The organism is Streptomyces sp. NPDC058231 (assembly GCF_042882275.1).
Classification (GTDB): domain Bacteria; phylum Actinomycetota; class Actinomycetes; order Streptomycetales; family Streptomycetaceae; genus Streptomyces.
In genome coordinates this window covers 36,976-61,879 of the sequence record NZ_JBHVWN010000047.1, presented here as the reverse complement: position 1 = coordinate 61,879, position 24,904 = coordinate 36,976, and the positions used below count along the sequence as shown (strand labels likewise).

The following is a 24,904-nucleotide window of genomic DNA, read 5'->3' as shown; positions in this document are numbered from 1 at the left end:
CGGCGTCCGCGTGCACCTCCGCGGCCCGCCCCGCCCCCGCTCCCGCCCGCCCCCCCCCCCCCCCGGGCCCGGGGGGCGGCCGCCGGGCGGGTGGCTGCCGACGTGTGCGGGGCCCGTCCGGTACCGCACATCTGTGCACGGACCCCGGTCCGGGAATCACCTGGTCCGGGGCCACCCGACACCCGGGCCCATCCGGTCCGGTGTCCGTCAGCCGGTCGGACCGCTGCTGGCCAGTGCGTCGGACAGCTCCTTCGCGACCTGCTGCAGGATCGGCACGATGCGTTCCGTCGCCGCGTCCGTCACCCGCCCCGCCGGTCCCGAGATCGAGATCGCGGCCGAGGTGGGGGAGTTGGGCACGGAGACCGCCAGGCAGCGGACCCCTATCTCCTGCTCGTTGTCGTCCACCGCGTAGCCCGCCCGGCGCACCTGGTCGAGCGCGTCCAGGAAGCCGTCCGGCGTGGTGATCGTCTTCTCGGTGGCGGCCGGCATCCCGGTGCGGGCGAGGAGGGCCCGTACCTCGTCCGGCGGAGTGTGTGCGAGGAGCGCCTTGCCCACGCCCGTCGAGTGAGGGAGCACGCGCCGGCCGACCTCGGTGAACATCCGCATCGAGTGCTTCGACGGCACCTGCGCCACGTACACGATCTCGTCACCGTCGAGCAGCGCCATGTTCGCGGTCTCGCCGGTCTCCTCGACCAGTCGCGCCAGATACGGACGGGCCCAGGTGCCGAGCAGCCTGGACGCGGACTCGCCGAGCCGGATCAGGCGGGGGCCGAGCGCGTACCGCCGGTTGGGCTGCTGGCGTACGTAGCCGCAGACGACCAGCGTGCGCATCAGCCGGTGAATCGTGGGCAGCGGGAGTCCGCTGCTCGCGGAGAGTTCGCTCAGCCCTACCTCGCCCCCGGCGTCGGCCATCCGTTCCAGCAGATCGAAGGCGCGCTCAAGTGACTGCACGCCGCCGCTGGAGCCGGCGGGCTTGGAGTCGGATGTGCTGGCGTGGGACGACGGCACGTCAACGGTCCTTTCGAGGCGGAAGGGCAAGGCAGCAGCCTACCCGGCGGTGTCGGATCGGCCCACTGCTGCGGGCGCGGGGTCCTGGCCGGTCAGGGCCTTTTTGTCCGGGTGCCCCTGGCCCGGTCGGGCCGTTCCGCCGTCCCGAAACTGGGCCATGCTACGTTCCGCTCTCCGAAAACAGACTTTTACTTTGTGGAAATCTCCAGTCGTGAGTGCAAGTGGTCCGCTTGCCCTCCGGCATGGCGGGCGGGGGTCTTGACGGGCCGGAATCCCGAGTGAAGACTCCTTCAACAGTTCGTTGAACTTCTTCGGTTGCCGCAACCGGTCGTCAGTGGCCGGCCGGCCGGAAGTGAGGAGCACGGGTGTCCGGTGCGGACGTGAACCTGGTACTGCGCTCGACGCGCGTCGTCACCCCCGGGGGTACTCGCCCCGCGTCGGTGGCCGTCGCCGGAGGGACGATCGACGCCGTCCTGCCCCACGGGGCCGAGGTGCCGGACGGTGCCCGGCTGCGGGACCTCGGTGACGACGTCCTGCTGCCCGGCCTCGTGGACACCCATGTCCATGTGAACGACCCGGGCCGCACCGAGTGGGAAGGCTTCTGGACCGCCACCCGCGCCGCGGCGGCGGGTGGCATCACCACCCTGCTCGACATGCCGCTCAACTCGCTCCCGCCGACCACCACCGTCGGTCATCTGCGCACCAAGCAGCAGGTGGCAGCCGCCAAGGTCCATGTCGACACCGGGTTCTGGGGTGGTGCGATCCCGTCCAACGTGAAGGACCTGCGACCGCTGCACGAGGCCGGGGTCTTCGGTTTCAAGTGCTTCCTCTCGCCCTCGGGAGTGGAGGAGTTCCCGGAGCTCGGCCAGGAGCAGCTGGCCCGCGCCATGGCCGAGATCGCCGGATTCGGCGGCCTGCTGATCGTGCACGCGGAGGACCCGCACCGGCTGGCGGACGCCCCGCAGCGCGGCGGACCCGCGTACGCCGACTTTCTCGCCTCCCGGCCGCGGGACGCCGAGAACGCCGCCGTCGAAGGCCTCGTCGCGCTGGCCCGACGGCTCGACGCGCGCATCCATGTGCTGCACCTGTCGTCCAGCGACGCGCTGCCGCTGATCGCCGCAGCCAAACGGGACGGCGTACGTGTCACCGTCGAGTCCTGCCCGCACTTCCTCACCCTCACCGCCGAGGAAGTCCCCGACGGTGCGACGGAGTTCAAGTGCTGTCCGCCGATCCGGGAGGCCGCCAACCAGGACGCGCTGTGGCGCGGGCTCGCCGACGGCACGATCGACTGCATCGTCTCCGACCACTCGCCCTGCACCACCGACCTCAAGACCCCGGACTTCGCATCCGCCTGGGGCGGCATCTCCTCCCTCCAGCTCGGGCTGCCCGCCGTCTGGACCGAGGCCCGCCGACGCGGCCACTCGCTCGACGACATGGCCCGCTGGATGTCGGCAGCCCCCGCCGAACTGGCCGGACTGGCCCGCAAGGGAGCCATCGAAGCCGGGCGCGACGCCGACTTCGCCGTTCTCGCCCCGGACGAGACCTTCACCGTCGACCCGGCGGAACTCTTCCACCGCAACCAGGTCACCGCCTACGCCGGGAAGACGCTGCACGGAGTCGTGAGATCGACCTGGCTGCGCGGGCGGCGGATCGCGGACGACGGTGTCCTCGCCGAACCCGGCGGCCGCCTCCTCGAAAGGAACCACTGACCATGACGGCGACAGGGCCCTTCACCGGCGACGCGAACCCGTACGGAGGCGGCGACCCGTACGCCGACTACCGCACCACCGGCTTCGCCTTCACCCAGCTCGTCGACCTTGCCGACCGGCGGCTCGGCGCGAGCGTGATCGCCGCCAACGACGAGTTCTTCGCCGAGCGGGAGAACCTGCTGAAGCCGGAGCCCGCGGCCTTCGACCCGGAGCGCTTCGGCCACAAGGGAAAGATCATGGACGGCTGGGAGACCCGCCGCCGCCGCGGCGCCGGCGCCGCGCGGCCGCACCCCGCGGACGAGGACCACGACTGGGCACTGGTGCGCCTCGGCGTGCCCGGTGTGGTGCGCGGCGTCATCGTCGACACCGCCCACTTCCGCGGCAACCACCCGCAGGCCGTTTCCGTCGAGGCGGTCTCCGTGCCCGGATCGCCTTCTCCCGAGGAGCTCCTCGCGCCGGACGTGAAATGGGCAACGCTCGTGCCCCGTACCGCCGTCGGTGGACACGCGGCCAACGGGTTCACGGTCGACACCGAGCTGCGCGTCACCCATCTGCGGATCAACCAGCACCCGGACGGGGGGATCGCCCGGCTCAGGGTCCACGGAGAGGTCGTTCCCGACCCCGCCTGGCTGGCCGCCCTCGGCACCTTCGACGTGGCAGCACTGGAGAACGGCGGCCAGGTCGAGGACGCCTCCGACCGCTTCTACTCCCCGGCCACCAACACCATCCGGCCCGGCCGCTCCCACAGGATGGACGACGGATGGGAGACCCGCCGCAGGCGCGACAGGGGCCACGACTGGATCCGCTACCGGCTCGCCGAGCAGGCGGAGATCCGGGCGGTGGAGATCGACACCGCCTGCCTCAAGGGCAACTCGGCCGGTTGGGCGAGCCTTTGGGCGCGGGACGGGGAGGGCGGGGACTGGGCGGAGATCCTGCCGCGGACCAGGCTGCAGCCCGACACCGGCCACCGTTTCGTCCTGCCCGGGGCGGTGCGTGCCACCCACGTCCGGATCGACATCTTCCCGGACGGCGGTATCTCGAGGCTGCGGCTGTTCGGCTCCCTGACGGAACAGGGTGCCGAACGGCTGGACGCCCGCCACCGCGAACTGGGCGGCTGACCCGGGACGGGCGGACGGCTCCAGCCACCCCCGAGGTGTGCCCGATGCGTCCGCATCCAGGGCTTATGGCAACCTGGACGCTCCGTACATCCCGAGCACCCCTACCTCGCGAGCAGGAGCCGTCATGATCTTCATCGCCGTCAAGTTCACCGTCCGCAGCGCCGAGCGCGACAACTGGCTGCCCGCCGTCGAACCCTTCACGCTTGCCACCCGCCAGGAGCCGGGCAACGTGTTCTTCGAGTGGTCGTACAGCGTCGAGAACCCGGACCAGTTCGTGCTCCTGGAGGCCTTCGCGTCCCCCGAGGCGGGCGAGGCGCACGTGAAGTCCGAGCACTTCGCGTCGGCGTTGGACGTCATGGCCGACCTCGTCGCCCAGACCCCGGAGATCATCAACGTCGAGGTCCCGGGGGACGGTTGGTCCCGGATGGCGGAGCTGGCGCCGCGCAATCCCTGAGCCCGCCCCGGAGCCGGGGAGCCCGGACGGTCAGAACTCCTCGTGGGTCTCGGGATCTCCGCCCAACCGCTGCCGTGGACCGGCGGAGATCCGGACCAGCTCGTCCGCCGTCAGCTCGAAGCCGAAGAGGTCCAGATTCTCGCGCTGCCGCCCCGGATCGGCGGACTTCGGGATCGGCACCGCGCCCAGCTGGGTGTGCCAGCGCAGCACGGCCTGTCCGGGTGACACCCCGTGTGCCGCGGCGACGGCGACGAGGTCCGGGTCGGCCAGCAGCTCGTGCCCGCGGCCCAGCGGGCTCCAGCTCTCCGTCACGATGCCCTTCGCGGTGTGCACGGCCCGCAGCTCCTCCTGCGGAAACCGCGGGTGCATCTCGATCTGGTTGACGGCGGGCACCACCCCGGTCTCCTGCTCCAGCCGGTCGAGCTGGTCCGCGGTGAAGTTGGAGACACCGATCGACCGCACCAGCCCGTCCTTGCGGAGCTGGATCATCGCCTTCCAGGTGTCGACGTACAGATCCACCCGGGGCAGGGGCCAGTGGATGAGATACAGGTCCACGTAATCGAGTCCGAGATTGCGCCGGGACTCCTCGAACGACGCCAGCGTCTGCTCGTACCCGTGGTGCCTGCCCGGAACCTTGGTCGTGACGAGGACGTCCTCGCGCGCCACCCCGCTGCGCGCGATCCCGCGTCCGGTGCCGGTCTCGTTGCGGTAATTGAGTGCGGTGTCGATGAGCCGGTACCCGAGGCCCAGCGCTCCGGCGACGGCCCGCTCGGCCGCGTCGTCGTCCAGCGGCCAGGTGCCGAGCCCCACGGCAGGGACGGCGCGGCCGTCATTGAGGGGGTGTACCGGGGTCGCGGTCATGGTCTCCCTTTCGCTCGAAAGCCTTCCTGGCCAGGGTAGGACCGGCAGCGCTGCGGGGCAGGCGCGGGACGGCCGGCGCGGCGGCGGACAGCGGCGCCACGGCGCGTCCGTACGGCCGTGCCCGAGTGATGAGACCGGTGTTCCCGGTCCCGCGGGCCGCCCGGTACGGTGACCTTCGCGCGTGTGAGCCGGTGGGGTCTCCACATCGTTCCTGCTGCGGAGCGCCACGGATGTGGAGCACCGCGAGAATCACGAGACCCAGGAGAACCGCGTGTCCTCGATCGCCGTGCCCGTCCTCGTACCGTCGCGCCGGGCCTGGCTCACCGATCTGCCCGTGCTGCTCGTGGCAGTCGTCTGGGGCAGCAGCTATCTCGCGGCCAAGGGCATCACCACGACGCACACCGTCGTCGCGGTCCTGGTCCTGCGGTTCGTCATCGTGCTGCCGGTGCTGGCAGCCGCCGGGTGGCGCAGACTGCGGGCGCTCAGCGCGGCGCAGTGGCGCGGGGCCGCGCTGCTGGGGCTCGTGCTCAGCGGGATCTTCCTGGTGGAGACGTACGGCGTCGTGCACACCTCGGCGACCAACGCAGGGCTCATCATCAGCCTGACCATGATCTTCACGCCGTTCGCCGAGGCCGCGGTGGGCCGGGTCCGGCCCTCCGGCGCGTTTCTGGCCGCCGCCGCGCTGTCGGTCGCCGGTGTGGTGCTGCTGACCCAGGGTGGTGGCTTCACCAGTCCCTCGACAGGTGATCTGCTGATGCTGGTCGCCGCCTTCGCCCGGACTCTGCATGTGCTGCTGATGGCCCGCATCAAGTCCGTCCAGGAGGCGGACTCGCTGTCCCTGACCACCGTCCAGCTCGGCAGCGCGGTGGCCGTCTTCGCGGTGCTCGCCGCGCTGCCCGGCACCGGGAAGTCGCCGTGGACGGCAGCCGCGGGGTTCGGTGCGCGGGAGTGGGGCGGGCTGCTCTTCCTCTCCGTCTTCTGCACGCTCTTCGCGTTCTTCGTACAGATGTGGTCGGTCCGCCGCACCTCGCCCTCCCGGGTCAGCCTGCTGCTCGGTACGGAACCACTGTGGGCGGCCGCCGCGGGCATCGCGGTCGGCGGCGAACGGCTCGGCCTCCTGGGCGTGGCCGGTGCGGTCCTCGTCCTCGCCGGGACGGGATGGGGGCGCCGCGCGGCGGTTCCCGCCACTCCCTGACGGGGGCGTCGCCGGTCTCAACAGCCGTGCACGGATCGTGCTGTTGACCCGTGCGGCGGCCCTGCGCGCCGAGGAGGGGCGCCGACCAGGGCGGCGTACGCTGAGGGCAGTCGGCCCGAGAGGGACCGATCCATACCGGCCGGGAGGGGGCGGCACCGTGGCCGCAGTCGACTTCGATCTCCGTGGGACCCAGGGCTTCACCGCGGATCCGTATCCGACATACGCGAAGATGCGCGCCGGGGGCCCGGTGCACACCATCCGTACCGACGACTTCGAGCGGGTCTGGCTCATCGTCGGATACGAGGAGGGCCGCGCGGCCCTCGCCGACCAGCGGTTCAGCAAGGACTGGCGGACCAGCCACCGCTGGCTGGGCAACGGCGACCCGATCAACGCCAACATGCTGGAGATGGACGCACCCCACCACACCCGGCTGCGCAAGCTCGTCGCCCGCGAGTTCACCGCCCGCAGGATCGAGTCGCTGCGGCCGCGAGTCCAGCGGATCACCGACGATCTGCTCGACGCGATGGTGCCCGCCGGCCACGGCGATCTGGTCGACGCGCTCGCCTTCCCGCTGCCGATGACCGTCATCTGCGAACTGATCGGGGTTCCGGACCTGGACCGTCAGGCGTTCCGCCGGCTGTCGAACGACATCGTCGCGCCGAAGGACCCGGAGCGGGACGGCGAGGCGGTCCGTGCGATGGGGGCCTATCTCGTCGAACTCATCGAGGACAAGCGGTGCTCACCCGGCGACGACCTGATGAGCGCGCTGATCCGGGCGCGGGACGAGGAGGGCGACGGGCTGTCGCCCGACGAACTCGTCGGGATGGCCTTCCTGCTGCTCGTCGCCGGGCACGAGACCACGGTCAATCTGATCTCCAACGGAGTGCGGGCCCTGCTCGCCCATCCCGGTCAACTGGCCGCCCTGCGCGCCGACCTCACCCTGATCGACGGCGCGGTCGAGGAAATGCTCCGGTACGACGGGCCGGTGGAGACCGCCACCTTCCGCTTCACCCGGGAGCGGGTCGAGATCGGCAACCGGGTCATCCCGGCGGGCGAGGCGGTCCTGGTCGCCCTGGCCGGGGGAGACCGCGACCCCGCCCGCTACCCGGACCCGGACCGCTTCGACATTCGCCGCGACGCCCAGGGACATCTGGCCTTCGGGCACGGCATGCATTTCTGCATGGGGGCTCCGCTGGCCAGGATGGAGGGCCGGATCGCGATCCGCACGCTGCTGGAGCGATGCCCGGATCTCGCCCTCGACCCGGCGGACGCGGAGCTGGACTGGCTGCCGGGGATGCTGATCCGGGGGGTGCGGAGTCTGCCGGTGCGATGGTGAGGCAAGAATGCCTGTCATGACCGGACTTGACTTGCAGATGGCACAGAAGGTCCTCGACAGCCAGCCGTTCAGCGGGCTCGTCGGGGCACGGATCACCGCCTTCGGGGACGGAGCTGCCACCCTCGAAGTGGACATCCGGCGCGAACTCCAGCAGCAGAACGGCTTTGTGCACGGCGGGGTGCTGTCGTACGCCGCCGACAACTCGATCACCTTCGCGGCCGGAACGACGCTCGGTCCGGCTGTGCTGACCGGCGGCTTCTCGATCCAGTACATCCGTCCGGCCACCGGCCGCACCCTCGTCGCCCGGGCCACCGTCGTCCACACCGGCGGCCGTCAGGCAGTCGTCCGCTGCGATCTGTCCGCCGCCGGGGACGACGGCGCAGAAGTCCTGTGTGCGGTCGCCCAGGGCACAGTGCTCTCCGCCCGGACCTGAACGGGTGGTGCCGACTCAGCCGACCGGGATCTCCGCCACCGCGACCGGCCGGTGTTCGCGCCGGGACAGCTCGCACGCCTCCGCGATCCGCAGCGCGTGCAGAGCCTCCCGGCCGTCGCACGGATTGGCCGCCTCGCCGCGTACGACCCGTACGAACGCGTCGAGTTCCGCCTCGTAGGCAGGGCCGAACCGCTCCAGGAACCCCCGCCACGGTTTGGCCGGAGCGGCGGGGCCCTGTGGCTCCACCGACGTCATCGGCGTGCGCTCGTCGAGACCGACCGCGATCTGGCCGAGTTCGCCCGCCAGCTCCATCCGTACGTCGTACCCGGCGCCGTTGCACCGGGTCGCCGTCGCCGTGGCCAGCGTCGCGTCGTCGAGGGTCAGCAGGGCCGCCGCCGTGTCGACGTCGTCCGCCGCGCGGAACATCGCGGGCCCGGCATCCGAACCGGAGGCGTACACCTCCACCACCTCACGGCCCGTCACCCACCGCAGGATGTCGAAGTCATGGACCAGACAGTCCCGGAACAGGCCGCCGGAGTGCGGCAGGTACGCCGCGGGCGGCGGCGCCGGGTCGGAGGTCACGGCCCGCACGGTGTGCAGTCTGCCCAGCGCCCCGCCCCGCACGGCGGCCCGAGCCGCGGCGTACCCGCCGTCGAACCGGCGCATGAAGCCGAGTTGGAGCACGGTCCCGGCACGCTCGACCTCGCGCAGCGCGCTCAGCGTCCCCGCGGGGTCCAGCGCGATCGGCTTCTCGCAGAACGCGGGCAGCCCCGCGCGCGCGGCCATGCCGATCAGCTCCGCGTGGGCCGACGTCGCCGAGGCGATCACGACGGCGTCCGCTCCCGCGAGCACGTCGGCCACGGACCCGGCGGCCGTGGCGCCCGTCCGGGCCGCAACCGCCGCCGCCCTCGCCCCGTCGGTGTCCGTCACCACCAGCGAGTCCACCGAGGGGTGGCGTGCCAGCACACCCGCATGGAAGGAGCCGATCCGGCCGGTGCCGATGAGTCCGATACGCATGGACCCAACGTGCCGCCCACCGGTCACGCTGTCAACTATATGTCCTGACAAATGAGAGCGTGTTCGGTGCGCCGGTTTCCAGGGTGCAGGGATCCGGCGCCGCCGGTTCGCCGTTCGGCTCCGCTGCGCCTCCGGTGAGGCGGAGGGTGCTCGTGCGAGTCGCCGACCCGTCATGTCGCCAGGTACGCGGCGGGGTTCGGGGGAGAGGGGTGCGACCGCCGACGACTTGCTCCTATTCGCCCCGTCCTGGCCGGCGGCAGTCGTAACGATCTTCAAAAAAGCTGGGTTCAGCCCCTGGGGGGCCGCATAATCTCCCGTTGCCGTCGGCAGCCGGAAGAGGCTTCCGTGACCCTTGGGGGGACTGCATGTCCATGCGCGAGCACGAAGTCGACCGCCGTACGCTGTTCAGATTCGGCCTCGGAGGGGCGGTCGCCGCGGTCGTCGGCACCGAACTGGCGCTCCCTGCCGTGGCCCAGGCGGCGCCCTCGGCGGAATTCCCCTGGATCATCGACTGCGACAGCTGGGGCGCCAGGCCGCCGGCCAGCACCCTCCAGATCACCGGCAACACCACCAACAAGATCATCCTGCACCACATGGCGTTCCCGAACGTCACGGACTACTCGCGCGAGCACGCCGTGCAACTGGCCAAGGACTGCCAGGACCTGCACATGGACACCAACGGCTGGGCCGACACCGGCCAGCACTTCACCGTGAGCCGGGGCGGGTACGTCCTGGAGGGCCGTCACCGGAGCCTGGAGACCCTGGAGGCCGGGGAGCACCAGGTGACCTCCGCCCACTGTCCCGGCGAGAACGGCAACGCGATCGGGATCGAGAACGAGGGCACCTACATCACGGAGACCCCTCCCGAGGCCCTCCTCGACTCGCTGGTGGAGCTGTGCACCACGGTGTGCCGCAAGTTCGGCCTGAACGCCTGGGACATCTTCGGTCACTGGGACTTCCGCATGACCGACTGCCCGGGCATCGCCTTCTACGCGCAGTTCCCGATGATCCGCTCACGCGTCCTCGACGCGCTGGGCACGCCGATCGGCGCGATACCCGAGCGCCGGTGGCCGGACATCTGGCGGTTCGTCGACGGCCCCGTCGTCAAGGTGGCGCAGTACCTGCTCGCCGAGCTCGGATACGAACTGACCCCCGACGGCGTCTTCGGCCAGGACATGAACCCGGTCGTGAAGGACTTCCAGGCGAGGAACGGCATACCGGTCGACCCGGACTGCACCTTCGACCTCGCCACCTGGGAGGCGCTCGTTCCCACGCTCGACAAGCACGCCACCGGACTGCCCGTCGTGGCGCTCCAGGAAATGCTGGTCCGCAAGGGATATGCCGACGCCGCACCGACGGGCAGCTACGACCACGCGACCATGAAGGCCGTCCAGGCCATCCAGCGACTGCACGGCCTCACCCCCAACGGCAAGGTCGGGACGAGCACGTGGTGCGCCGTCGTCGGCGGCTCGGTACGCGAGGCGTTCCGGGGCTGACCCGGAGCACCGCGGCCGGACGTCATGTGCGCGAGGGCCTGCCCGCCCGCGGGCCCTCGCCGCATCCGCGGCCGACCGCGACGGTGCGCCGGCCGGGTCAGCCCGGCTGGCTGTTGTCCTTGAGGGTGCCCCAGCCGTGCCAGCGGTCGATCTCGATCCACGCGCTCACCCGGTCCCGGTCCCGCATGGGGTAATCGCTGCCCAGGTACTGGCGAGCCAGCCGGTCGATGCCGGCGAAGCCCTCGTCCGGGCGCATCTCGGAGACACGGCCGATGATGCTGATGTGCGTGTACCAGCCTGCCTCGTCCAGCACGGTGAGGGCGACGCGCGGGTCGCGGCGGATGTGCTCCAGCCGCTTGCGGCCCTCGTCCATGTTGACCAGGATCCGGCCGTCGTCCCAGAGGTACCAGGTCGCGGTGGAGACCGGCTGCCCGTCCGAACGGAGCGTGGTGATGACGGCCGGGTTCGCCTTCTTCAGCATGGTCACGGCTTCGTCCGGCAGCGGCGGCTTGGACATCTGCTCTCCCTCGGGTCGACCCGTCGTCGCGCCCCGTGGCGCGCTCGTCGTGCGCTCCCTCCGCAGACTACGATCACCCCGCCCCGGGCGCCCGGCGACCCGCCCGCGACCGGACGGCCGCACCGCCGCGGACCGAGTTGTCCGGACAACAGGGCAACAGGACGACCTGGCTACCGACGTCATGGACCCGAGGGCTACGCTCCTGCCGTGCCCAAACCCATCGCCGATGCCGCCGCCCTCGAACTCGGAGTGGACCGCAGCAGCCCGGTCCCCCTCTACTACCAGCTGTCCCAGCAGCTGGAGGCGGCCATCGAGCAGGGCCGTCTCGCCCCCGGCAGCCTCCTGGGCAACGAGATCGAACTCGCGGCCCGGATCGGTCTGTCCCGCCCCACCGTCCGCCAGGCCATCCAGACGCTCGTCGACAAGGGGCTGGTGGTCCGGCGCCGCGGGGTGGGCACCCAGGTCGTCCACAGCCAGGTCAGGCGGCCGCTCGAACTGAGCAGCCTGTACGACGACCTGGAGGCGGCCGGCCAGCGCCCCGCCACCCGTGTCCTGCGCAACACGGTCGTACCCGCCACCGGTCCGGTCGCCGCCGCCTTCGGCATCCCGGAGGGCACCGAGGTCCACCTCGTCGAGCGGATGCGTTCCGCGCACGACGAACCCATGGCCCTTCTCCGTAACCACCTGCCCGCCGGCCTCGTCGACCTGAGTACCGAGCGGCTGGAGACCACCGGCCTCTACCGGATGATGCGTGTCGCTGGAATCACCCTGCACAGCGCCCGCCAGACCGTCGGCGCCCGCCTCGCCGCGACCGAGGAGGCGGCGCAGCTCGCCGAGCCCGAGGGCGCACCGCTGCTGACGATGGAGCGGACCACCTACGACGACACCGGGCGGGCGGTCGAATTCGGCTCGCACGTCTACCGGGCCTCGCGCTACTCCTTCGATTTCCAGCTCCTTGTCCCCTGACGCCCGTATATCCGCCCGTTGACTGGGTCCTCGCTCCTCGCCGAAACTCCCCAAGCCGTACTCGGGCGACCCGGAGAGAAGGCGGACCCACCATGCGCATCCCTCGCAAGGCGACACCATCGATCGCGGTCCGTGCCGTCGGCCTCGTCCTGACCGCCGCCCTCGCCGGCTGCAGCGGCTCCGGCGGCAAGAGCTCCGAGGACAGCTCCGGCAGCGGCGGGCATGGGGCCAAGGGCGCCTCCACACCCCGTATGAAGATCGCGATGGTCACGCACTCCGGGGAGGGCGACACGTTCTGGGACATCGTCCGGAGCGGTGCCGAGCACGCGGCGGCCAAGGACAACGTCGAGTTCCTCTACTCCGCCGACAAGGAGGGGAAGGAACAGGCCCAGCTCGTCCAGGCAGCCATCGACCAGAAGGTCGACGGGATCGTCGTCACACTCGCCAAGCCGGAAGCCGTCGAGGCGGTCGTCGCCAAGGCGGTGAAGGCCGGCATCCCCGTCGTCACGATCAACTCGGGCGCGCAGTTCTCGGCGCGGGTCGGCGCGATCGGCCACATCGGACAGGACGAGAAGGTCGCGGGCGAGGCCGTCGGCGAGGAGCTCGACCGGCGCGGCCGCAAGAAGGCCGTCTGCGTCATCCACGAGCAGGGCAACGTGTCGCTCGAGGAGCGCTGTGCCGGAGTGAGGAAGACCTTCGGGGGCAGCGTCGAGAACCTCAGCATCCAAGGCACCGACATGCCCGCATCCACCTCCTCCATCGAGGCGAAGCTCCAGGCCGACAGGAACATCGACGCGATCGTCACGCTCGGGGCCCCGTTCGCGGCCGCCGCCGTCAAGGCGAAGGAGGGCTCGGGCAGCGGGGCCGAGATCGACACCTTCGATCTCAACGCCGAGGTCGTCGGACGTCTGAAGGCGGAGGAGGTCGGCTTCGCCGTCGACCAGCAGCCCTACCTCCAGGGCTATCTCGCCGTGGACGAACTGTGGCTGGACAGGACCAACGGAAACGTCATCGGCGGCGGCAAGCCGGTGCTCACCGGCCCGGCGATCGTCACCGCCGCCGACGTGCCGCAACTGGAGAAATACACCGCGCGCGGCACCCGATGAGCCCGGCGGGGACCGGGGTGCGCCCACCGTGCCGACACACGCGGTCGGCCCCTGCCGGGCGGCGCCGAGTGCGGCTCGGGGATACTTGGCCAGCCGGACCGGGAGGAAACACCCCCAGGCGGTACCAAGCAGTACAGCGAGCAGCACAAGAAGGGCACGGCGTCGTGGCAAGGGTTCGGACAGGGGTACGTGCGATGGGCGCCGTGCTTGCGGTGGTGCTCGGGGCCTCCCTCGTGGGATGCAGCAGCACCGGCGGCAAGCGGGCGGAGGAGCGCGCGGCCCAGGCCGCCGCCGAGGGCCGGTCCGCGGTGAACACACCCCGCTGGACCTTCGCCATGGTCACCCACTCGGGAGACGGCGACACCTTCTGGGACATCGTGCAGCGCGGCGCCGAGCAGGCGGCCGCCAAGGACAACATCAAGTTCCTCTACTCGCACAACGACGAGGCCCAGCAGCAGGCCCAGCTCGTCCAGGCCGCGATCGACCAGAAGGTCGACGGGCTGATCGTCTCGCTGGCCAAGCCCGACGCGATGAAGGACGTCGTCGCCAAGGCGACCAGGGCCGGGATCCCCGTGATCACGGTGAACTCGGGCTCGGCGGAGTCCAAGGCATTCGGCGCGCTCACCCACATCGGCCAGGACGAGTCCATCGCGGGCGAGGCCGTCGGCGACGAGCTCAACGCGCGCGGCCGGAAGAAGGCGCTCTGCATCCTGCACGAGCAGGGCAACGTCGGTCATGAGCAGCGCTGCGCCGGGGCGAAGAAGGCGTTCGACGGGCAGATGCAGAACCTGTACGTCGAGGGCACCAACATGCCCGATGTCCAGGCGTCCATCGAGGCGAAGCTCCAGGCCGACAAGAGCATCGACGCGGTCGTCACGCTCGGAGCGCCGTTCGCGGACGCCGCCGTGAAGGCGAAGCAGACCGCGGGTTCCAAGGCCGAGATCGACACCTTCGACCTGAATGCCAAGGTCGCCGCCGCCCTGCAGGACAAGACCCTGGGCTTCGCCGTCGACCAGCAGCCGTACCTCCAGGGGTACGAGGCCGTCGACCTGCTCTGGCTCTACCGCTACAACCGCAATGTGCTCGGCGGCGGTCTCCCCGTCCTGACCGGGCCGCAGATCATCACCTCGAAGGACGCCGCGCAGCTGGCGGAGTACACGAACCGGGGGACCCGATGACCGTGACGGCACAACCACCCGCGCCGGCCGGGTCCGACGAGCGGCTGCTGCACACCTCCGCGCTGCGCCGGCTCCTCGGCCGGCCCGAACTCGGCTCGGTCGTCGGCGCCGCGGCCGTCTTCATCTTCTTCTCGATCGTCGCCGACAGCTTCCTGCGCGCCTCCAGCTTCGGCACGGTGCTGTACGCGGCATCCACCATCGGGATCATGGCGGCGCCGGTGGCGCTGCTGATGATCGGCGGCGAGTTCGACCTGTCCGCCGGTGTGATGGTCACCAGTTCCGCACTGGTCTCGTCGATGTTCAGCTACCAGATGACGGCCAACGTCTGGGTCGGTGTCCTCGTGTCGCTGCTGGTGACACTCGCCATCGGCGCGTTCAACGGCTTCATGCTGACGCGCACCAAACTGCCGAGCTTCATCATCACGCTCGGCACGTTCCTGATGCTGACCGGTCTCAATCTCGGGTTCACCAAACTGATCAGCGGAACCGTCTCGACCAAGTCCATCGCCGACATGGAGGGCTTCGACTCCGCCCGGAAGGTGTTCGCCTCGCAGTGGACCGTCGGCGGCGTCGAGTTCAAGATCACCATCCTGTGGTGGGCGGTACTCGTGGCGGTCGCCACCTGGATCCTGCTCCGTACCCGCTTCGGGAACTGGATCTTCGCGGTCGGCGGCGAGGCCGACGCGGCCCGCGCGGTCGGTGTCCCGGTGATCCGTACGAAGGTCGGGCTGTACCTCGGGGTCGCCTTCGCCGCCTGGATCTCCGGCCAGCACCTGCTCTTCTCGTACGACGTGGTGCAGTCCGGCGAGGGCGTCGGCAACGAACTGACGTACATCATCGCGGCCGTCATCGGCGGCTGCCTGATCACCGGCGGTTACGGCTCCGCCATCGGCTCGGCGGTCGGTGCCTTCATCTTCGGCATGACCAGCAAGGGCATCGTGTACGCGGAGTGGAACCCGGACTGGTTCAAGTTCTTCCTCGGAGCCATGCTGCTCCTGGCCACCCTGCTCAACGCATGGGTACGCAAGCGCGCGGAGGCGACGAAATGACGGCCCACCCGGCAACGCCCGGCCAGGCGCTTGTTGAGCTCGACCACGTCAGCAAGTTCTACGGCAGCATCAAGGCGCTCCAGGACGTCTCGCTGGAGGTCCATGCGGGCGAGATCTCCTGCGTCCTCGGCGACAACGGCGCGGGCAAGTCCACCCTCATCAAGATCATCGCGGGGCTGCACCGGCACGATGCGGGCCGGTTCCTCATCGACGGCGAGGAGACCACGCTCGTCAACCCGCGCGAGGCCCTCGACCGGGGCATCGCCACGGTCTACCAGGACCTGGCCGTCGTCCCGCTGATGCCCGTATGGCGGAACTTCTTCCTCGGCTCCGAGCCGACCACGGGCGTCGGCCCGTTCAAGCGCCTCGATGTCCGGCTGATGCGCGAGACCACCCGGTCCGAGCTGCTGCGCATGGGCATCGACCTGCGCGACGTCGACCAGCCGATCGGCACCCTGTCCGGCGGCGAGCGCCAGTGCGTGGCCATCGCACGCGCCGTCTACTTCGGGGCCAAGGTCCTCGTCCTGGACGAGCCCACCGCGGCGCTCGGCGTGAAGCAGTCCGGGGTGGTGCTCAAGTACGTCGCGGCCGCACGGGACGCCGGACTCGGCGTGGTCCTCATCACGCACAACCCGCACCATGCGTATCTGGTCGGTGACCGGTTCGTGCTGCTCAAGCGGGGTGCCATGGCCGGAAGCTACGCCAAGGACGGCATCTCGCTGGACGAGCTGACCCGTCAGATGGCGGGCGGCAGCGAGCTCGACGAGCTCAGTCACGAACTGAAGCGGGCCGGCTCACCGGCCCGCCCGGACGGCGGCCGGGTGAGCGACGACACCCCGTAGCGCTGCGTATCACCGGGGCGCCGATGACCCCGTCCGCCCGCCCCGGTGTCCCGGCAGTGGCAGAATCGAGGACGACGGGCGCCGTCCGCCGCCGGGAGCATCACCATCCGGCTCCCCCAGACCCCGCAGGGACGATGAGCACGTACCGCGACTTCACACACCGCGGCTCCGCCCGCGCCACCGTCCTGCGGACCGTCGGCACCCGTGAGCGGCGCTCGCACCTCACCGCGCCCCGGGTGCCCACCGTCGGCATCGACATCGGGGGCACGAAGGTGATGGCCGGCGTCGTCGACGCCGACGGCAACATCCTGGAGCAGCTGCGCACCGAGACGCCGGACAAGTCCAAGAGCCCCAAGGTCGTCGAGGACACCATCGTCGAACTGGTCCTCGACCTCTCCGACCGGCACGACGTGCACGCCGTCGGCATCGGCGCGGCGGGCTGGGTCGACGCGGACCGCTCCAAGGTCCTGTTCGCCCCGCACCTCGCCTGGCGCGACGAACCTCTCAGGGACGCCCTCGCCTCCCGGCTCGTCGTCCCCGTCATGGTCGACAACGACGCCAACACCGCCGCCTGGGCGGAGTGGCGGTTCGGTGCCGGCCGTGGCGAGGACCATCTGGTCATGATCACGCTCGGCACCGGCATCGGCGGCGCGATCCTGGAGGACGGCCGGGTCAAGCGCGGCAAGTACGGCGTCGCCGGTGAGTTCGGCCACATGCAGGTGGTGCCCGGCGGGCACCGCTGCCCCTGCGGGAACCGCGGCTGCTGGGAGCAGTACAGCTCCGGCAACGCCCTGGTCCGCGAGGCCAGGGAACTGGCCGTCGCGGACTCCCCGGTCGCCCACGGCATCATCGAGCGCGTGAAAGGGAACATCCCCGAGATCACCGGGCCGCTCATCACCGAACTTGCCCGCGAGGGCGACGCGATGTGCATCGAGCTCCTCCAGGACATCGGCCAGTGGCTCGGCGTCGGCATCGCCAACCTGGCCGCCGCGCTCGACCCCTCCTGCTTCGTCATCGGGGGCGGCGTCAGCGCCGCCGACGATCTGCTGATCGGTCCCGCCAGGGATGCCTTCAAGCGTCATCTCACCGGCCGTGGCTACCGCCCCGAGGCCCGGATCGCGAAGGCGCAGCTCGGCCCGGAGGCAGGTATGGTCGGCGCCGCCGACCTGGCCCGGCTGGTCGCCCGCAGGTTCCGCCGTACCAACCGCCGGCGCGTCGAGCGGTACGAGCGGTACGCGCAGATCTACGACCAGGCCGCGAGCACCATCCGTGCCACGCGCAACACCCGCACCCCCTAGGGATTTCGAGAACATGACCACAGCCGAGCGCCCCGTCGTGCCGCGCCAGTCCTCGCCGCCCGACGAGGACGGCGGCAGGCGCCCGCAGGATCGGCGCCGCATGATCCGCCGGCGGCTGATCACGGCGACCATCATCGTGCTGCTGATCGGCGTCCCGGCCGGCTACCTGCTGATCTCCGCAGGGCAGAGCCGCCGGTCCGGCCAGGACAAGGAGGCCGAGGCTGCCGCCCTGGGGATGCGCGAGGGCTGGCCCTCCCGCATGCAGCGCCGGATCTTCGAACTGCCGGTCCCCGGCAACGCCCAGGAGGTCCAGTACTACGAGACCAACAACTGGAAAGCCAGCCGGATGTACATGCAGTTCCGCACGTCGTCCGCGGGGCTCGACCGGTTCCTCAGCCGGCTCGGCAGCGGCCGGGCGGCACTGAAGGACGGCGAGGTGACCGTCGGCGCCCGCGACTCCGAGGTCGCGGGCTGGTTCTTCGGCTCCGACGTCGCCTGGGCGGGCGCGAAGCACATCAACAAGGATCCGCGCCCCACCCAGGACATCACCGTCGACATGACCGACCCGGCCGCTCCTGTCGTCTATGTCGTTTCCGCGGCGACCCCCTGACCGCACTCCGACACGGTGCTCACCCACCTGGAGCGAGTGCGCGACGTGAGTGAGACGAACACCCGGCAGTCGGCGCAGTCCTTCCAGGGGCCGCGGTCCGCACCACCGGCGTAGCCGCTCCCGGGACCGCCGGCCGCGGAACCCTTCCCCGGTGTGCGGGGCCCGCAGCCGGTGGAACCGTTCGCCGGGCGCGCCGGGCGCGCAGCCCGGGCCCGGCCTGCGGACCCGTACCGCGCACCGCGGCGGCCGCGTCGTACGAACAGCCCGAGCAGCCGCTGTTCCGGGCCCGGTCCGGTCCCGTGCTGCATCCTCGTCGTCGCCGACCACTTCCGCTGCGGGCACAGCCGGACCCGGGCGCTCGCCCTCGTCCGTGGAGCGCCCCGGCTCGTCGCCGGTCAGGCGGCCGAGCTCTGCCTCCGGCTCACGAATCCTCCGGGCGGCGCGTGCCGGGAGGTGAGGGTCCCGGGGGCCGGGCATTCCGCGCCCGGCCCCTTCGCCCGGACCACCGGCCTCCATGTCCCGTGCGGGAGCGGACGCAGGCGTGCTGGACCTCGAGTCCGGCGTACGGAGGTCGGGCGATCGCGACACCACCGAACACCCAGCAAACCGCTTTGACGGGCCCGTCGGAGCGATGTTGGCTCAGCGGGAACCTTCGGCCGGTTGCCGGACACGTATAGAGCATGGAACTGAACGATGCTGGTCCCGCCGTACCGGTCGGAGGGATATCTGACCGAGAACTGTGGGCGAGGGCTGTCGACGGCGACCGGGAGGCGTTCGGTCGGATGTTCGACCGTCATGGGAAGACCGTCTACAACCACCTGTTCCGGCGCACGGCCGACTGGTCCGAAGCCGAAGACCTCACGTCGACCGTGTTCCTGCACGCCTGGCGTCGGCGATCGGAGACGGTGCTTGACCGCGACTCGGCCTTGCCGTGGCTGCTGGGCATCGCCGACCGCCTGCTGTCGAACACCAGGCGGCGGCTGAGGCGGGCCGAGGCGTTGCTGCGCCGGCTCGTCTCGCATGACGAGCCGGTGGGCGACCACGCGGATCGCGTCGCCGGCCTGGTCGACGACGAGCGTCGCATGTCGGAAATCCACCGGGCGTTGGCTCGGCTGCCGCGCCACGAACGCGACGTCGTCGAACTCTGCGTGTGGTCGGGCCTGGATCAGCAGGCGGCTGCGGCAACGCTGGGGGTGGCGGTCGGAACCGTGAAGTCCAGACTGCACCGGGCGCGGCGGAGGCTGGGGGTCGACCTCGTTGGCGGAGCTGCGGCTCCGGCGTCATTCAGTTCGATGAATCCCGTCAACGCGGAAGAGGTCGCACGATGAATCACACGCAGGGAATTCCTGCGGCTCCTTCCGATCGTGATCTGCCGAACCACCGGCGGACCCGAGAGGAGCTACTGATGAAGATCGGCCCAGAGGACAACCGTGCTTCGCTGCGACGCAGGTGGGGAGTGCCACTAGGCGTCGCCGGCGGCGTTGCGGCGATGAGCGTCGCGGCCGTGGCCGTCTTCAGTGGGATAGGGGATGCCAAGCCGCTTCTCGCCGACCCCGCCGGAAACCCGACGAGCGTCGCCGCGTCACCGAGTCCGAGCCCGACGCACGGCTCCGCGTCGGCCGGAGCCGGCTCGGCGTCGGCCTCGGCTCGCGAGAGTTCCGGCCCGGACGCATTCTCCATCACCAGCGGAACGACGACCCCGATCGACGCCGGGACCGTCGCCAAGATCCTGGCCTCCTGCCTGGGCTCGGATGCATCGCGATTCCACGCTGTGGTCGCGGTCCGCGCACCCATCGCCTCGCAGGACCGGGACGGCGTGGTCATCGCCGTCGACTCGGCCGATCAGTACGTGCAATGCGAGTCGAAGGGCGACAAGGGCACCAGCCAGGACTCCCCGCCCACGTTCATCAACAATCGCCTGTGGGGCACCGGTCACATGATCGAGTACTTCGACTCCACAAGCGCGCCCGCCGACAAGGGGCAGCGCCTCATGCTGGGCGCCGGGCACTACACATCCGACATTACCAAGATCACCATCAGCTACGGCGACAACCCGAAGCAGTACCCGGCGGTCATGGCAGGCGGCGCGTTCGTCTACGCGGCGGCTCACTCCATCGACAACCCCGGCCCGCACTATGCCGGCCCCAGCCCCTACGTCCATGCCTACAACGCATCCGGCGCGGAGATTTACAACCAGAAGAAGGACCCGCAGTTCACCGACGAGCAGTAAGTCGGCCCTTCGGCTGACCTCAGTGCCGCCCCGGCGATGTGCCGGGGCGGCACTGAGTGGTGTTCATCGTGAAAGCTGGAGGTCAAGCGGGCTGGTGTGTCCTCTTGGTGAGGCTTCGTCGTCTGCGGCACGGGAGCAGTCCCGGTCCCCCTGTTCGTCACCCGCGTCGCTCCGCCGTACTGCCCTGCGGCTAGTTTGTGTGCAGGACAGGTACGGCAGGCCCGTGGTGGCACAGGTGCACGGGGGACGGGAGGTCGGGAAGAGTGTCGCTGCGCGGAGGTGATCCAGCCGAGATCGGCGGTTATCCGCTTGAGGCTCGGCTCGGCTCGGGTGGCATGGGCACGGTCTTTCTGGCCCGTACGAGTTCGGGGCGACCCGTCGCGATCAAACTGATCCACCAGCAGTTCGCGGGGGACGACGAGTTCCGCATCCGTTTCCGGCAGGAGGTGGCGGCGGCGAGGCGGGTGAGCGGCGCGTTCACCGCCGCCGTGGTCGACGCTGCCCCTGAGGCCGAGCAGCCGTGGATGGCGACGACCTATATCGAGGGGCAGACGCTCGCCCAGCGCATCGCCACGAAGGGCCCGCTGAACGGAGCGGAGCTGAGGAGGCTCGCCATCGGGCTGGCGGAGGCGCTGCGCGACATCCACCGGGTGGGGGTCGTCCACCGTGACCTGAAGCCCTCGAACGTCGTGCTCTCGCCCGAGGGCCCGCGCGTCATCGACTTCGGCATCTCGCGCGCCGTGGACCAGCAGACGCTGACGATGACAGGGCGGGTCATCGGCACGCCGCCCTTCATGTCGCCGGAGCAGTTGCAGGCACCGCGTGGTGTGGGCCCGCGGTCCGATGTCTTCTCGTTGGGGACGCTGCTGGTGTACGCAGTGACGGGTCACGGGCCCTTCGACACGGACAGCCCGTACATGACGGCGTATCAGGTGGTGCACGGGGAGCCGTCGCTGGATGCCGTGCCGGTGGCCTTGCGCGCGGTCGTCGAGTCGTGTCTGGACAAGGAGCCCGAGGGGCGCCCCTCGGCGGACGAACTCCTCGTGCTGCTGCGGGACCTGCCGGCCGACCTCGGCGGGACCGGCGCGAACGGGGCCGGCGCGGGCCGTACCCGCGACATGATCACCCAGCATCACTTCGCGACGCGGGCCACCCCGGCGCCGACTGCCCCGACCACCGCCCCGGCCGGTCCCGGCACAGGGAGCACCGGCACCCCCATCGGCCGCCGTCTGCGCCGCCGATGGCGGCCTGTGCTCGCGGCCGCGGTCGCGGTGGCGGCCATCGGCGGGGGAGTCGCCGCGCTGAAGGTGGGCGGCTTCGGGTGGAACAGCGGCGGTGACCAGGGCAACAGCGTTGCAGCGCCGGGTGCCGCACTCCCGGACGGCTTCGAGCCGTGGCGCAAGACCGTGCAGGGCGGTCGCGAGGACATCCCCGACGAGCTGCGTTGCGTCGCGCGCGGCGACGCACTGTTCTGCGGGGGCGGCGGAGTCGTCGCGACCCGTATCAGGGCCCTGGACGGCTCGCGGGTGTGGACGGCGAAGAGTCCGGGCGTCCCCGTCCAGGGCATGCACCTGGTGGGCGCCACCGACGACACGGTGCTCGGTTACCGCTTCGCCGCCCAGGACGCCCCGCAGGACCCGCCCAGCGAGGTGGTGGCCGTCGACGCGAACAACGGCCGGGAGCTGTGGTCCGTACCGTCCGGCGCCCAGTCGACGGCCGTCACGGGTCGCACTCAGGACGCCATTGTGGTCGGCTCCGCCGTCGTGACGGTCGACGCTTCCAACTCCCGCTTCGAGGCCCGGGACGCTCACAGCGGTGAGGTCACCTGGACGACGCCGTTCCCCGCGGGTACGCAGTGCGCTCCCGTCCAGGTGGGCCCGCAGCTCTTCGCGATGTGCGCGACGAACGCGGAGGTGGATGTCTTGGAGGTGCGCCACCCCACCCTGTACACGGTCGACCGCGCCTCGGGGGCACTGGGCAGGCCCATCGCGGTCAACGGCCCTGCGGTGCCGGTGGGCGTCGCCAACGGCAGGCTCGTACTCCTTCATGGGCACATGGAGGGAACGGCGCAGGCAGGCTACGACGGGGTGGCGCGGGTCGACCCGTCCTCGCGGAAGGTCTCGTACTCCCGACTGGCCAAGACATACGCGGGGACGCCCGGCATGGCGGACGGCACCGTCTACGTGAGTGGGCAGACCGGTCTCGTCACCGCGCTCGACCCCGCGACCGGGCGGAAGAAGTGGTCGCGGCAGACGGGCGTGGAGGGCGCGTCGGGTCCCGTTGCGGGAGCCGACGCGCTGTATTTCAGCTCGGCCACCGGCCGGGTGGTCGCGCTCTCGCCGTACGACGGCAAACCCCTGTGGACAACAGATCCGCAGGCCGATGGTTTGACGGGCGAGCAGGGCGCAAGCCCGCGCGTGACCGTTGCGGGGCGTGTGGTGATCGTGGCCGCGGCCAAGAACACTCTCTTCGCCTTCGACGCGCAGCGGCCGCCGAAGTCGGGCTGACCTCGGCGGCACCGGGCGCCCTCCACTTGCCGGCCGGTCTCAGTGAGGGTGAATCCCTCTGCCTGGGCCGGCGGGGCTGCACCGTCACCCCCGATGTGCTCTCAGTCCCGTTGCCAGTCGCTGTACGGGATACGCGCCAGGTCCTTGACCTCGCCGAGTGTGCCCCACTCGTTCTTTCCGAGCCGGGACAGCGGTTGCAGCCGGTGGATTTCCGGGTGTCCGTCGACGAGCACGTCCTCTTGCACCGCTGCGTGTACGACCCGTCCGAGGACCACCGTTGAATTGCCCAGACACAGTGTTGCGTGCAGCCGGCACTCCAGCGCCACCGGCGAGGAGGTCACCCGAGGTGGCTTCACCCGCAGTGAAGGTTCCCGCTCGACCCCCACCGCGTCGAACTCACCTTCCTTGCTCGGAAAGTCCGTCGCGGTGGCGTTGATCTGCGCGAAGAGCGGCTCGGATGCGAAGTTGACGACGAACTCGCCGGTCTCCTCGACATTGCGCAGGGTGTCCTTGCGCCCGACGGAGGTGAACTGCACGATCGGCGGGTCGGTGCAGGCGACGGTGAAGAACGAGTGCGGTGCGAGGTTGGCGGTCTTGCCGTCTCCCGTCACGGTCGATACCCAGGCGATCGGTCGGGGCACCACCACCGCGGTGAGCAGCCTGTAGAAGGATCCCCGGTCCGTGTACTCGGGGTCGTAGTCGATACGCATGACAGACAGTATCGCTGGCGCGACGTGACCCGTCGGAGCGATGCAGCGTGCGCAGCGCTTCCCCTGTCACTCACCGGAGCTGTGCAGCCAGGGCGAGCCTGGTCCTGCCCTGGCGGAGCGACCGTGTTCCTTCACCTGCTGCCGGTCGGTCCGAGGACGGTGTCAGGTCGCGTCTGTACCTCGTTCGCGTGGAAGACGCCTGGAAGGCCAATTGGCTGCGCCGGGAACAGCAGGTCCGGCCGGCGCGGTTGCATCGACCGAGGGACCGGCGCCGCGCGGGCGGGGAACACGGTGACCATGGGGTCGTCCGCCCCACCGGGATCCGGGCTCCAGGATCGCGGTGCTCCCGCCGCGCACTCGGACCAAGACGTATTTCTGCAGGAGGACTGATTCATGACCGACCGACCCTTGACCCTCATGGCAGTGCATGCCCACCCCGACGACGAGGCCACCGGAACCGGAGGGGTCCTCGCGCGGTACGCGGCGGAAGGCATCCGCACAGTTCTTGTGACGTGTACCGACGGCGGTTGTGGTGACGGAGCAGGGGGCGTCAAGCCGGGCGATCCCGGGCACGATCCGGCGGCGGTCGCCTTGATGCGCCGTCAAGAGCTCAAGGCGAGCTGTGACGTCCTGAAGGTCAGCGATCTGGAGATGCTGGACTATGCCGACTCCGGGATGACGGGCTGGCCGAGCAACGACGCCCCCGGATCCTTCTGGCAGACCCCCGTGGAGGAAGGCGCCGCCCGACTTGCGGAACTCATGCGGCACTACCGGCCCGATGTGGTCGTCACCTACGACGAGAACGGCTTCTACGGCCACCCCGACCACATCCAGGCCCACCGCATCACGATGGCCGCGCTGGAGATGACCGCGCTGATACCGAAGGTGTACTGGACGACGATGCCCCGCTCGATGATGCAGCGGTTCGGGGAGACCATGCGCGAGTTTCATGAGGACATGCCGGAGCCGGATCCTGCTGAGGCCGCCGCGATGGCCGAGATCGGCCTCCCCGACGACGAGATCACCACGTGGGTCGACACCACCGCATTCAGCGGTCAGAAGTTCGATGCGCTGGCCGCGCACGCCAGTCAGGGCGAGAACATCTTCTTCCTCAAGATGGGCAAGGAGAGGTTCGGCGAGTTCATGGGCACGGAGACCTTCGTACGTGTCAAGGACGCCACCGGCGCGGCCGTACCCGAGAACGATCTCTTCGCCGGACTGCGCTGATCCGCTCGTCCGACCGGGGCCCGGGAAGGCTCATCGG

The 24,904-nt window shown here is 70.6% G+C and carries 23 protein-coding genes; 18 read left to right on the top strand and 5 right to left on the bottom strand.

Features of this window, described 5'->3' with window-relative positions; genetic code table 11:
• Nucleotides 1–207 precede the first annotated feature (207 nt).
• Nucleotides 208–1,008 carry an IclR family transcriptional regulator gene (locus ACFVXE_RS26845; protein ID WP_389674855.1) on the bottom strand — a complete coding sequence of 267 codons (801 nt, stop codon included), beginning with the start codon at nucleotides 1,006–1,008 and terminating at the stop codon, nucleotides 208–210.
• A gap of 365 nt (nucleotides 1,009–1,373) precedes the next feature.
• On the opposite strand from ACFVXE_RS26845, the gene allB reads away from it, so the two are divergent.
• The 3 genes from allB to ACFVXE_RS26830 all read left to right on the top strand — a co-directional run bounded on the left by allB (nucleotide 1,374) and on the right by ACFVXE_RS26830 (nucleotide 4,289).
• Complete coding sequence (gene allB, locus ACFVXE_RS26840) at nucleotides 1,374–2,717, top strand: allantoinase AllB (RefSeq protein WP_389674853.1); 1,344 nt, start codon at nucleotides 1,374–1,376, stop codon at nucleotides 2,715–2,717.
• A gap of 2 nt (nucleotides 2,718–2,719) precedes the next feature.
• Nucleotides 2,720–3,835, top strand: coding sequence for an allantoicase (alc, locus tag ACFVXE_RS26835; protein WP_389674852.1), 1,116 nt, complete (start codon nucleotides 2,720–2,722; stop codon nucleotides 3,833–3,835).
• Between the two features lie 124 nt (nucleotides 3,836–3,959).
• On the top strand, nucleotides 3,960–4,289 hold the full coding sequence (locus tag ACFVXE_RS26830; RefSeq protein WP_389674850.1) for a putative quinol monooxygenase: 330 nt from the start codon (nucleotides 3,960–3,962) through the stop codon (nucleotides 4,287–4,289).
• Between the two features lie 30 nt (nucleotides 4,290–4,319).
• Here the strand turns inward: ACFVXE_RS26830 and ACFVXE_RS26825 are convergent, their stop codons facing one another.
• The gene (locus ACFVXE_RS26825) at nucleotides 4,320–5,150 is read right to left on the bottom strand and encodes an aldo/keto reductase (protein ID WP_389674849.1); all 831 of its coding nucleotides are present in this window, start codon (nucleotides 5,148–5,150) and stop codon (nucleotides 4,320–4,322) included.
• Nucleotides 5,151–5,421: 271 nt separating this feature from the next.
• Between ACFVXE_RS26825 and ACFVXE_RS26820 the strand changes: the two genes are divergently transcribed.
• The 3 genes from ACFVXE_RS26820 (at nucleotide 5,422) to ACFVXE_RS26810 (ending at nucleotide 8,114) form a co-directional block, all read left to right on the top strand.
• Nucleotides 5,422–6,345 (top strand): DMT family transporter, encoded by a 924-nt coding sequence (locus ACFVXE_RS26820; RefSeq protein ID WP_389674848.1) that lies wholly within the window; start codon nucleotides 5,422–5,424, stop codon nucleotides 6,343–6,345.
• A 229-nt stretch (nucleotides 6,346–6,574) separates the two neighbouring features.
• Nucleotides 6,575–7,681 (top strand): cytochrome P450, encoded by a 1,107-nt coding sequence (locus tag ACFVXE_RS26815; RefSeq protein ID WP_389674859.1) that lies wholly within the window; start codon nucleotides 6,575–6,577, stop codon nucleotides 7,679–7,681.
• Nucleotides 7,682–7,697: 16 nt separating this feature from the next.
• On the top strand, nucleotides 7,698–8,114 hold the full coding sequence (locus ACFVXE_RS26810; protein ID WP_389674846.1) for a PaaI family thioesterase: 417 nt from the start codon (nucleotides 7,698–7,700) through the stop codon (nucleotides 8,112–8,114).
• A gap of 15 nt (nucleotides 8,115–8,129) precedes the next feature.
• On the opposite strand, the gene ACFVXE_RS26805 is transcribed toward ACFVXE_RS26810, so the two are convergent.
• Nucleotides 8,130–9,131, bottom strand: a complete 1,002-nt coding sequence (locus ACFVXE_RS26805; protein ID WP_389674844.1) for a Gfo/Idh/MocA family oxidoreductase — start codon at nucleotides 9,129–9,131, stop codon at nucleotides 8,130–8,132.
• Between the two features lie 371 nt (nucleotides 9,132–9,502).
• On the opposite strand from ACFVXE_RS26805, the gene ACFVXE_RS26800 reads away from it, so the two are divergent.
• Nucleotides 9,503–10,627, top strand: a complete 1,125-nt coding sequence (locus ACFVXE_RS26800; protein WP_389674843.1) for an N-acetylmuramoyl-L-alanine amidase — start codon at nucleotides 9,503–9,505, stop codon at nucleotides 10,625–10,627.
• Between the two features lie 97 nt (nucleotides 10,628–10,724).
• Here the strand turns inward: ACFVXE_RS26800 and ACFVXE_RS26795 are convergent, their stop codons facing one another.
• Entirely contained in the window at nucleotides 10,725–11,144 is a 420-nt protein-coding gene (locus ACFVXE_RS26795) for a PPOX class F420-dependent oxidoreductase (RefSeq protein WP_389674841.1), read from the bottom strand.
• A 207-nt stretch (nucleotides 11,145–11,351) separates the two neighbouring features.
• On the opposite strand from ACFVXE_RS26795, the gene ACFVXE_RS26790 reads away from it, so the two are divergent.
• The 10 genes from ACFVXE_RS26790 to ACFVXE_RS26745 all read left to right on the top strand — a co-directional run bounded on the left by ACFVXE_RS26790 (nucleotide 11,352) and on the right by ACFVXE_RS26745 (nucleotide 22,930).
• On the top strand, nucleotides 11,352–12,110 hold the full coding sequence (locus ACFVXE_RS26790; protein ID WP_389674839.1) for a GntR family transcriptional regulator: 759 nt from the start codon (nucleotides 11,352–11,354) through the stop codon (nucleotides 12,108–12,110).
• A gap of 92 nt (nucleotides 12,111–12,202) precedes the next feature.
• Complete coding sequence (locus ACFVXE_RS26785) at nucleotides 12,203–13,216, top strand: substrate-binding domain-containing protein (RefSeq protein WP_389674838.1); 1,014 nt, start codon at nucleotides 12,203–12,205, stop codon at nucleotides 13,214–13,216.
• Between the two features lie 194 nt (nucleotides 13,217–13,410).
• Nucleotides 13,411–14,394 carry a sugar ABC transporter substrate-binding protein gene (locus ACFVXE_RS26780; RefSeq protein WP_389674836.1) on the top strand — a complete coding sequence of 328 codons (984 nt, stop codon included), beginning with the start codon at nucleotides 13,411–13,413 and terminating at the stop codon, nucleotides 14,392–14,394.
• A complete protein-coding gene (locus ACFVXE_RS26775) occupies nucleotides 14,391–15,443 on the top strand; it encodes an ABC transporter permease (RefSeq protein ID WP_389674834.1) in 1,053 nt (350 codons plus the stop codon). Before ACFVXE_RS26780 ends, ACFVXE_RS26775 begins: the two co-directional genes overlap by 4 nt.
• Complete coding sequence (locus tag ACFVXE_RS26770) at nucleotides 15,440–16,285, top strand: ATP-binding cassette domain-containing protein (RefSeq protein WP_389674832.1); 846 nt, start codon at nucleotides 15,440–15,442, stop codon at nucleotides 16,283–16,285. Before ACFVXE_RS26775 ends, ACFVXE_RS26770 begins: the two co-directional genes overlap by 4 nt.
• Before the next feature lie 134 nt (nucleotides 16,286–16,419).
• Nucleotides 16,420–17,583: an ROK family glucokinase gene (locus ACFVXE_RS26765; protein ID WP_389674830.1), complete on the top strand. Its 1,164-nt coding sequence runs from the start codon at nucleotides 16,420–16,422 to the stop codon at nucleotides 17,581–17,583.
• A 13-nt stretch (nucleotides 17,584–17,596) separates the two neighbouring features.
• Complete coding sequence (locus ACFVXE_RS26760; RefSeq protein ID WP_389674829.1) at nucleotides 17,597–18,193, top strand: hypothetical protein; 597 nt, start codon at nucleotides 17,597–17,599, stop codon at nucleotides 18,191–18,193.
• A gap of 680 nt (nucleotides 18,194–18,873) precedes the next feature.
• Nucleotides 18,874–19,521, top strand: a complete 648-nt coding sequence (locus ACFVXE_RS26755) for an RNA polymerase sigma factor (protein ID WP_389674827.1) — start codon at nucleotides 18,874–18,876, stop codon at nucleotides 19,519–19,521.
• A gap of 77 nt (nucleotides 19,522–19,598) precedes the next feature.
• Entirely contained in the window at nucleotides 19,599–20,423 is an 825-nt protein-coding gene (locus tag ACFVXE_RS26750; protein ID WP_389674825.1) for a hypothetical protein, read from the top strand.
• Nucleotides 20,424–20,686: 263 nt separating this feature from the next.
• Nucleotides 20,687–22,930 (top strand): serine/threonine-protein kinase, encoded by a 2,244-nt coding sequence (locus tag ACFVXE_RS26745; protein ID WP_389674823.1) that lies wholly within the window; start codon nucleotides 20,687–20,689, stop codon nucleotides 22,928–22,930.
• 101 nt (nucleotides 22,931–23,031) lie between these two features.
• On the opposite strand, the gene ACFVXE_RS26740 is transcribed toward ACFVXE_RS26745, so the two are convergent.
• On the bottom strand, nucleotides 23,032–23,640 hold the full coding sequence (locus tag ACFVXE_RS26740; RefSeq protein ID WP_389674821.1) for a flavin reductase family protein: 609 nt from the start codon (nucleotides 23,638–23,640) through the stop codon (nucleotides 23,032–23,034).
• A gap of 393 nt (nucleotides 23,641–24,033) precedes the next feature.
• Here ACFVXE_RS26740 and ACFVXE_RS26735 point away from each other — a divergent pair, with 393 nt between their 5' ends.
• A complete protein-coding gene (locus ACFVXE_RS26735) occupies nucleotides 24,034–24,867 on the top strand; it encodes a PIG-L family deacetylase (RefSeq protein WP_389674819.1) in 834 nt (277 codons plus the stop codon).
• Nucleotides 24,868–24,904: the final 37 nt, after the last annotated feature.

Excerpts from the sequence above, each read along its gene's own strand:
- alc (WP_389674852.1), top strand. The coding sequence starts at position 2,720 with ATGACGGCGACAGGGCCCTTCACCGGCGACGCGAACCCGTACGGAGGC.
- ACFVXE_RS26830 (WP_389674850.1), top strand. The coding sequence starts at position 3,960 with ATGATCTTCATCGCCGTCAAGTTCACCGTCCGCAGCGCCGAGCGCGAC.
- ACFVXE_RS26825 (WP_389674849.1), bottom strand. The coding sequence starts at position 5,150 with ATGACCGCGACCCCGGTACACCCCCTCAATGACGGCCGCGCCGTCCCT.
- ACFVXE_RS26815 (WP_389674859.1), top strand. The coding sequence starts at position 6,575 with ATGCGCGCCGGGGGCCCGGTGCACACCATCCGTACCGACGACTTCGAG.
- ACFVXE_RS26810 (WP_389674846.1), top strand. The coding sequence starts at position 7,698 with ATGACCGGACTTGACTTGCAGATGGCACAGAAGGTCCTCGACAGCCAG.
- ACFVXE_RS26805 (WP_389674844.1), bottom strand. The coding sequence starts at position 9,131 with ATGCGTATCGGACTCATCGGCACCGGCCGGATCGGCTCCTTCCATGCG.
- ACFVXE_RS26800 (WP_389674843.1), top strand. The coding sequence starts at position 9,503 with ATGCGCGAGCACGAAGTCGACCGCCGTACGCTGTTCAGATTCGGCCTC.
- ACFVXE_RS26795 (WP_389674841.1), bottom strand. The coding sequence starts at position 11,144 with ATGTCCAAGCCGCCGCTGCCGGACGAAGCCGTGACCATGCTGAAGAAG.
- ACFVXE_RS26785 (WP_389674838.1), top strand. The coding sequence starts at position 12,203 with ATGCGCATCCCTCGCAAGGCGACACCATCGATCGCGGTCCGTGCCGTC.
- ACFVXE_RS26780 (WP_389674836.1), top strand. The coding sequence starts at position 13,411 with ATGGGCGCCGTGCTTGCGGTGGTGCTCGGGGCCTCCCTCGTGGGATGC.
- ACFVXE_RS26775 (WP_389674834.1), top strand. The coding sequence starts at position 14,391 with ATGACCGTGACGGCACAACCACCCGCGCCGGCCGGGTCCGACGAGCGG.
- ACFVXE_RS26770 (WP_389674832.1), top strand. The coding sequence starts at position 15,440 with ATGACGGCCCACCCGGCAACGCCCGGCCAGGCGCTTGTTGAGCTCGAC.
- ACFVXE_RS26765 (WP_389674830.1), top strand. The coding sequence starts at position 16,420 with ATGAGCACGTACCGCGACTTCACACACCGCGGCTCCGCCCGCGCCACC.
- ACFVXE_RS26760 (WP_389674829.1), top strand. The coding sequence starts at position 17,597 with ATGACCACAGCCGAGCGCCCCGTCGTGCCGCGCCAGTCCTCGCCGCCC.
- ACFVXE_RS26755 (WP_389674827.1), top strand. The coding sequence starts at position 18,874 with ATGGAACTGAACGATGCTGGTCCCGCCGTACCGGTCGGAGGGATATCT.
- ACFVXE_RS26750 (WP_389674825.1), top strand. The coding sequence starts at position 19,599 with ATGAAGATCGGCCCAGAGGACAACCGTGCTTCGCTGCGACGCAGGTGG.
- ACFVXE_RS26740 (WP_389674821.1), bottom strand. The coding sequence starts at position 23,640 with ATGCGTATCGACTACGACCCCGAGTACACGGACCGGGGATCCTTCTAC.
- ACFVXE_RS26735 (WP_389674819.1), top strand. The coding sequence starts at position 24,034 with ATGACCGACCGACCCTTGACCCTCATGGCAGTGCATGCCCACCCCGAC.